Source organism: Corynebacterium sp. KPL4015 (genome assembly GCF_040225725.1).
Classification (GTDB): Bacteria; Actinomycetota; Actinomycetes; order Mycobacteriales; family Mycobacteriaceae; genus Corynebacterium; species Corynebacterium rhinophilum.
Map to the genome: position 1 here is coordinate 105,810 of NZ_JBEHGF010000005.1, position 7,353 is coordinate 113,162.

Annotated in this window: 5 protein-coding genes and 1 tRNA gene; 3 read left to right on the forward strand and 3 right to left on the reverse strand. The window is 58.8% G+C overall.

What is annotated here, in order from left to right; translation table 11 throughout:
* Window positions 1-5 precede the first annotated feature (5 nt).
* On the reverse strand, window positions 6-1,451 hold the full coding sequence (locus tag ABRP64_RS03365; RefSeq protein ID WP_349865420.1) for a zinc-dependent metalloprotease: 1,446 nt from the start codon (window positions 1,449-1,451) through the stop codon (window positions 6-8).
* 93 nt (window positions 1,452-1,544) lie between these two features.
* On the opposite strand from ABRP64_RS03365, the gene ABRP64_RS03370 reads away from it, so the two are divergent.
* Entirely contained in the window at window positions 1,545-2,609 is a 1,065-nt protein-coding gene (locus tag ABRP64_RS03370; RefSeq protein WP_349865422.1) for a YlbL family protein, read from the forward strand.
* A gap of 22 nt (window positions 2,610-2,631) precedes the next feature.
* Here ABRP64_RS03370 and ABRP64_RS03375 read toward each other — a convergent pair whose 3' ends face one another.
* Both ABRP64_RS03375 and ABRP64_RS03380 read right to left on the reverse strand, forming a co-directional pair.
* Window positions 2,632-3,288 (reverse strand): beta-N-acetylglucosaminidase, encoded by a 657-nt coding sequence (locus ABRP64_RS03375; protein ID WP_284770001.1) that lies wholly within the window; start codon window positions 3,286-3,288, stop codon window positions 2,632-2,634.
* Between the two features lie 36 nt (window positions 3,289-3,324).
* Window positions 3,325-3,861, reverse strand: coding sequence for a PPA1309 family protein (locus ABRP64_RS03380; RefSeq protein ID WP_284770000.1), 537 nt, complete (start codon window positions 3,859-3,861; stop codon window positions 3,325-3,327).
* A gap of 123 nt (window positions 3,862-3,984) precedes the next feature.
* On the opposite strand from ABRP64_RS03380, the gene ABRP64_RS03385 reads away from it, so the two are divergent.
* Window positions 3,985-6,954, forward strand: coding sequence for a UPF0182 family protein (locus ABRP64_RS03385; RefSeq protein WP_296087853.1), 2,970 nt, complete (start codon window positions 3,985-3,987; stop codon window positions 6,952-6,954).
* A 162-nt stretch (window positions 6,955-7,116) separates the two neighbouring features.
* A tRNA-Met gene (locus tag ABRP64_RS03390) sits at window positions 7,117-7,193 on the forward strand.
* Window positions 7,194-7,353 lie beyond the last annotated feature (160 nt).

Below are 7,353 nucleotides of genomic sequence, written 5' to 3' on the forward strand. Positions count from 1 at the left end.
GCGAGCTACTTATCCTCGCTGCCGTTGTCCTTATCGGTGCTCTCGTCGCTGTCGTCACCGTCGTCGCTGCCCTTGGAATCCTGGTCCTCTGCAGAATCCTTGTCCTCTTCGGACTTGTTTTCGGAGTCCTCGCCGTTTTTGAGCATCTCCTCGAGCTTTGCAAATTCTTCCTCGAAGCCCTCATCCGGCTCGTCATCCAAGAGGGAATCGATGAAGGCGGCCGGGTTATCGAGGTGCTCTGCGGTGGGCAGGAAGTCTGGGTGGTCCCAGGCCTTATCGCGCTTCTCTGCACCCACGGCAACGGTGGCGCGGCGCCACAGCTCGGCGGCCTCGGTCACCTTGGGGGCGTTGAGCTCGATGCCCACGACCTTGCTGAAAGCCTGCTCGGCAGACCCGCCGGTGCTGCGGCGGTGCGCCCAGGCCTCAGTGAGCTTGGCGGTAGAGGGGATGCGATCGCCCAAGGCCTCGCTTACGACGTGCTCGGCCCAGCCCTCAACCAAGGCCAGCAGGGTTTCTAGCCTTGATGCGGCAGCGGTGTTCTTGGAGGTAATGCGCGGGGAGAGGTCCATTCCCTGCAGCTTGCTCATTGCCTCTTGAATGGCCTGCGGATCGCCGGATTCTAGGTTGAGCTCGCGGGCAAGCTCTTCAATGTGGGAGGTATCAATGACCAAACCGATGGCGTATTCCTCCACGGAGGACACGATGCGCTCTACCAGCCACGGCACGTGCTTGAATAGGCGCTGGCGGGCGGCCTCCCGCGCGGCGATGTAGACCAATACCTCCTGGCCAGGAACGTTGAGCTCGCGCGCGACCTTCTGAATGGTATGCGGCAAAAGCGCCACCGTATTGGCTGGGGCGATGGGCAGACCGAAATCGGAGCCAGTTAGTGCCTGGGTGGCCAGATCGCCCAAGGCGTGGCCTAGCTGCATACCGAAATTCATGCTGGACATTTGGCCCATCATCTTGGTCATTGGGCCCATCATTTCGCGGGCCTCTTCCGGCATGGACTCCAGCTGGGCATCGTTCATGTGCTGGGCCACCGGGGTGACCATGCGCTCCCAAGCAGGCATGGTTTCTTCCAGCCACTGCTTGGAATCCCATGCCTGCGTGGCGCCGGAAGCGGTGGGGAGAATGGAGGCATCGTCAAGCCACAGCTCCGCCAAGCGCACCGATTCCTCTACTGCCTTGGAATCTTCCGCGCTGATGCTCTTTGACTTGGGGATCTGCTGCAGGGCGATGCGCTTGGCCATGTCGTAATTGACCGGCCCGGAGTTCTGGGGCGAGTTCATGGACGAACCCATGCCGGATAGCATCTGACCGAACTGGTTCAGCATGTCTCCGAGGCCGCCACCGTTACCGCCGCCGAATGCGCCGAACGGGTTCTGGTCACGACGGCCGTCATTATCGTCGTCATCGTTATTTGGGAAAGAAAAACCGAATCCGTTGCTCATGCGCTCCAATCTACCGGCACCGTGCGGAAAGTTTCCATGATCACAGCAACGCTGACAGCGAACAGTACGCCAAAGGTTGTAGGCTATTGCTTCGTGAATTCTCCTGCTAGCCGTCGCGTCCGCACCATCGCCTGGGGTGCCATCCCCGTTGTGCTTACCGGTGCGTTGGTATCGCTTGACCATATCCCGGGCACCGATGTCTCGCTGACCGTTCCTTATGCCGCCGAAGGCCCTGGCCCTACCGTGGATACGCTGGGCGAGGTTGATGGCACCCAAGTCGTTGATGTGCAGGCGCCAAAGACCTATGAGCCCAGTGGGCACCTCAATATGACCACCGTGTCCGTGCGCACCAATATGACCTTGGCGCAGGCGCTGGGGCGCTGGGCGCTTACCGATGACACTTTGGTGCCCATCGATACCGTCATTCCGCAGAATATGACCGATGAAGAGGTCCAAGAATCCAATAAGCAGGCCTTTACCCAATCTGAATCCGCAGCAACCATTGCGGCGATGGACTATTTGCACCTGCCGGTCAAAATCACCGTGGCCGAGGTCATCGAGGACGGCGCCGCCGCGGAACACCTTAAAAAGGACGATGTCATCACCGCCGTCGATGGCACCGAGGTCACCGAGCCGAGCGAGGTCCAAGACATTATCAAGGACAAAAGCCCTGGCGATAAGGTAAAAATCAGCGTCACTCGCGGGGACAAAGACCTCAGCGAAGAAATTGAATTGGGCGAAAACCCGCACGATAAGGGCAAGGCGCTGCTGGGAATCGCCATGCTATCGCAGCCCAAGGACGATATTTCGGTGAACTATAACCTGCAGGATATCGGCGGGCCGTCAGCGGGCATGATGTTTACCCTGGCGGTCATCGACAAGCTCAGTGATGAAGACTTAACCGGCGGTACCTTCGTGGCCGGCACCGGGACCATTCAGGCCGATAGCAAGGTCGGGCCGATTGGTGGCATCGAGCATAAAATCGCCGCCGCGCACGATGCTGGCGCCGAGCTCTTCTTGGCGCCCAAGGACAACTGTTCTGCAGCGGCCGGCAGCGACCACGGCGATATGACCATTGCGCAGGTAGAAAACCTCGACGATGCCGTGGCGGCTATGAAGGACTTTGCAGCGGGCAAAGACGTCAAGGAATGCAGCTAATAAAAGCTAATAAGGCCGAGGCCTAGTCCTTTACTAGGCCCAATTCCTTGATCTTTTCCTCCGGGTCCACTTGGTCAGAAGAAATCATCTGTTGCATGACCAAGCCTTCCTTATTATCCACCACGGTGATAACCGCGGTGGTGCCCAACGTAGACCAGCCGACGACGCGATCGCCATCGTCCTCGATGGCATGGGAGCTGCGCAACTCCGTAAGGACTTGGGTGGTCTGGGAGGCCTTGGAGTGGGACTTAAAGAATTGGAATTGCCCCACCTTAGGGCCGGAGCAATTGTAGGAAGAATCCCCGCCGGTGGAATCGCAGCGCTCAAACTGGGCGAATAGGTCCTTGGGCGCCAGCGACTTATAAACGTCATAGACCTTGGCCACCGACTTATCCAGCTCACTGCTAGCGCTCGGCTCGCGGGTGGTGCTTTCTTCGGAAGCCTCGTCCTCATCCTTGGCTGCTGATTCTGACTCCGTAGAGGATTCGGTGCTCGATGCCGCGGACTCCTCGTCGTTCTCAGAGGCTGTGGTGGTGGCCGCAGAGGTGGTCTCTACGGGGGCATCGTCAGGCGCATCGGCACCGGAGGAACAACTTGCCGCAGCCACGCTGAGCCCTAGTAGCGCCGCCGCGGTAGCGGTACGGGCAGAAGAACGGCGGGAGAAGGAAAGGCGTCGCACTGTATAGAACTCCTTGGTTGCGGGCTTAATTGCCACTTAGTCTAGTTCATCCGGATCCTGGTTGAGGCCATAGCGCAAAGCGGCGATCACGCCAGGGGCCACCTGCGGGCCGCCGCGGAGCTGAATATCGTCCTCAGCAAAGGGACCTGCTGCCTCTAGCTCTTCTTCGGTGGGCCGCAGCTGCAGCAAGGTGGTCTCAATTCCTTCCTCGCGCAGGGCACCCGAATACAGGCGCGCCGGGCGAGGGGAGGGGTCCTCGCTGGAGGTATCCCGGAATTTGATCTCCTGGGCCAAGATGGCGCCTGCGACCTCGCGCGGCCAGGCCAAGCGGGAGACGTAATCAGCCAATTCCTCGGAGCCTGGCTCGATGTTTTCCGGGACGTTGTCTTGCACGATAAGGGTCAGCGGGGACGCGGTTTCCTCATCCATGGCCGCTAGCTGGTCCGCCACTAGGTGGGTGGGAACAAGCGCGAAGATGGTGGGGCGGGCGTCCCAACCTTCAGCGTGGACGAAATCCACGGCCTCCGTCATAGCGCGGTTTAAAGCTGGCTGTGATAATTCGGGGGAACTCATAGGCATCCTTATTCGTTATCTGGGTATTGATTCCTTAAACTGGGAAAAGTCTACATGTTTAATATTCGCACTATTTGATTGGAGCTGGCGTTGTCCCTAGGGTCATCCACACCAGCCGCCCCATTGAAGCGGCCTCCTAAGGTCGCGGCAATTATTGCGGCCATCATTGCCGTCCTCTTATTCTTCGGCCCCATGCTCGTGGGCATGTACACGGATTGGAGGTGGTTTGGCTCCATTGATTACCGCAGCGTTTTCACCACTGCGATTATTGCGCGCATAGTCCTCTTTATCATCTTCGGACTCGTTGCAGCCGCAGTGGTGTGGGCAGCCGGGTTCTTTGCTTGGCGCGGACGCCCTGATTCCCTGGATGTGGGGGATCTGAATTCGCCGGTCTATCAGTACCGCCAGTCCATTGAGAAATCCATGGGCGTGCTTTTCAAGGTCATCCCGGCCATCGTGGGTATCATCGCAGGCTTTATTGGCCAATCCCACTGGCGCGATGTGATGCTATTCCTCAACGGCCAGGACTTTGGCGTGCAGGACCCCCAATTCCACCACGACTTGGGCTTTTATGCCTTCAGCCTGCCCGTGCTGCAGATTGTGGTCAGCACCTTGTCCATCCTGCTCGTGCTCGCCTTCCTCATTGCTCTGTTCGGCCACTACATCTTGGGTGGAATCCGCATTGGCAATAAGGCTGCGGGAGTGCGCGGCTCTATCTCCCGCTCGGCGCGCCTGCAGCTGGCCATTACAGCCGGGCTGTGGATGGTGGCCCAGGTCGCCGGCTACTGGCTGGAGCGCTACGGGCTGCTGTATTCCGAGCACGACCTGTTTACCGGTGGTTCCTACACGGATATCCACGCCTACCTGCCCGCCAAGATCATCTTGATGATTATCGGCGTCTTCGTCGCCATTGCGCTCTTTATGGCCATCGTCATTAAGGACCTGCGCATTCCTGGCCTCGCCGTCGTGCTCATGCTCGCGTCCTCCCTGATCATCGGCCAGGCATGGCCGCTGCTGATGGAGCGTTTCTCGGTCCAGCCAAACCGCCAGGCCAAGGAAAACGAGTCCATCGCCCGCAATATCGAGGCCACGCGGTATGCCTATGGGCTTACCGATGACCACGTGGACTACAAGGAAAACTGGGGCGGCGATGACGTATCGGATGACAAGGTTGCCTCCGATAACGCCACCATCAATAACCTGCGCCTGCTGGATCCAGAGATTTTGTCGCCGACGTTTACCCAGATGCAGCAGCTGAAGAACTTCTACGGATTCCCAGAAACGCTGTCTATGGACCGCTACGAAATCGACGGCAAGATGCGCGACTTCGTCGTTGCGGCCCGCGAGCTGGACCCGAACGAGCTGCGCGAAAACCAGTCCGACTGGATTAACCGCCACACCGTATATACCCACGGCAATGGCTTCGTAGCCGCGCAGGCTAATACCGTCGATGAGGTTGCCCGCGATGCCGGTTCCGCCCGCGGTGGTTACCCCATCTTCACCGTTTCTGACTTGCAGACCCAGGCCGGCGAGTCTGAGGGCGAGGGCGAGACCCAAGACGCTGAGAAGTCCTTGGGCATCAAGGTAGACCAGCCCCGCATTTACTACGGCCCGGTCATCGCAGGCGCTGCTGATAACTTGGACTACGCCATTACCGGTACCACCGGCGAGAATCCAGTGGAGTACGACACCGATAGCACCAACTACACCTATGACGGTGACGGTGGCGTTGAGATTGGCAATCTCTTTGACCGCACCATGTATGCCGCTAAGTACCGCGAGCTGAACTTCCTGCTTTCGGATCGCGTGGGCAGCGAATCCAAGCTGCTCTATGACCGCGACCCCCGCGAGCGCGTGGAGAAGGTGGCCCCATGGTTGACCACCGATTCCGCTACCTACCCGGCCGTTATTGACGGCCACCTGAAGTGGATCGTTGATGGCTACACCACCCTGGACTCCCTGCCATACTCGCAGCGCGCTTCGCTTTCCGATGCCACCCAGGACGCCCTCAACCCCGATGGCACCACCCAGCGCTTGGTTAATGACCAGGTGGGCTATATCCGCAACTCCGTGAAGGCGACCGTGGATGCCTATGACGGCAGCGTGGACCTCTACGAGTTTGACAAGGAAGACCCCGTGCTCAAGGCATGGGAAGGTGTCTTCCCGGATGTGGTGAAGCCGGAATCGGAGATCTCCGATGAGCTGCGCGAGCACTTCCGCTACCCGGAGGATATGTTCAAGGTGCAGCGTGACCTCTTGGCCCGCTACCACGTTGATGATCCGAACGTCTTCTTCAATAACGACGCCTTCTGGTCCGTACCGAATGACCCGACCGCTGAGGAATCCCGCGACCTGAACCAGCCGCCGTACTACGTGATGGCTGCTGATCCAGAGACCGGCGAGCCGAGCTTCCAGCTGACTACCTCGTACCGTGGCTTGAACCGTGAGTTCCTGTCCGCACACATGGCGGTATCTTCTGATCCGGATACCTACGGCGATATCACCGTGCGCGTACTGCCAACCAATACGCAGACCCAGGGTCCGAAGCAGGCGCAGGACGCCATGATGTCTTCTGACCAGGTTGCCCGCGACCGCACCCTGTGGGAGGGCACCAACGACCTGCACAACGGTAACCTGCTGGCCTTGCCGGTCGGTGGCGGCGAGATTCTCTACCTCGAACCGATTTACTCGCAGCGCAAGGATCAGGCCTCCGCCTTCCCGAAGCTGCTGCGCGTGCTCGTGTCCTACAAGGGCCGCGTGGGCTACGCACCGACTATCGGTGATGCCCTTGAGCAGGTGGGAATCGACGCTAAGTCCGCCCAGGACATCGAAGAGATTGAGGGCGATTCCGGCGACGACGATGCCGACAAAGACAGCTCTTCTGCGGATAAGAAGGACGAGAAGAAGGAGTCTTCTGAGGAATCGACTCCGGCTTCGGCCCCTCGCTCCTCCGATGAAGCAGGCGCTATCGATGACATCAACAAGGCTCTGAAGGGCCTAGAGGATGCCCGCGACGGTTCCTTCGAAGAGTACGGCCGCGCCCTAGATGAGTTGGATAAGGCCGTCGAGTCCTACCAGAAGTCCGAAGGCTAAAACCTCCAACTTCTTACACTCGAAACTCAGGAAATAAGGCACCTACCCAGGGGATTTGGGTAGGTGCCTTCCTGTCTGTATAGTTACAGAAGTCGCCGGGACAGAGCGAATACGTTAAGTATTACTGCACTGTTCAAGCGCAGATGATGGAAGTCATCTCGACGCGGGGTGGAGCAGCTCGGTAGCTCGCTGGGCTCATAACCCAGAGGTCGTAGGTTCGAATCCTGCCCCCGCTACCAACTTCCGAGCCCTGACCAGATTAATTTCTGGCCAGGGCCTTTATTTATGCCTTGTGGAGCTGAATGCGGGTTAAGTAGCAAAAGGGGATGCGGACATTTTTTAGGACTATTCAGAGTAGCAGCTTGCGTCGGCGTTGATTGATGCTTAATCCGCCGAACT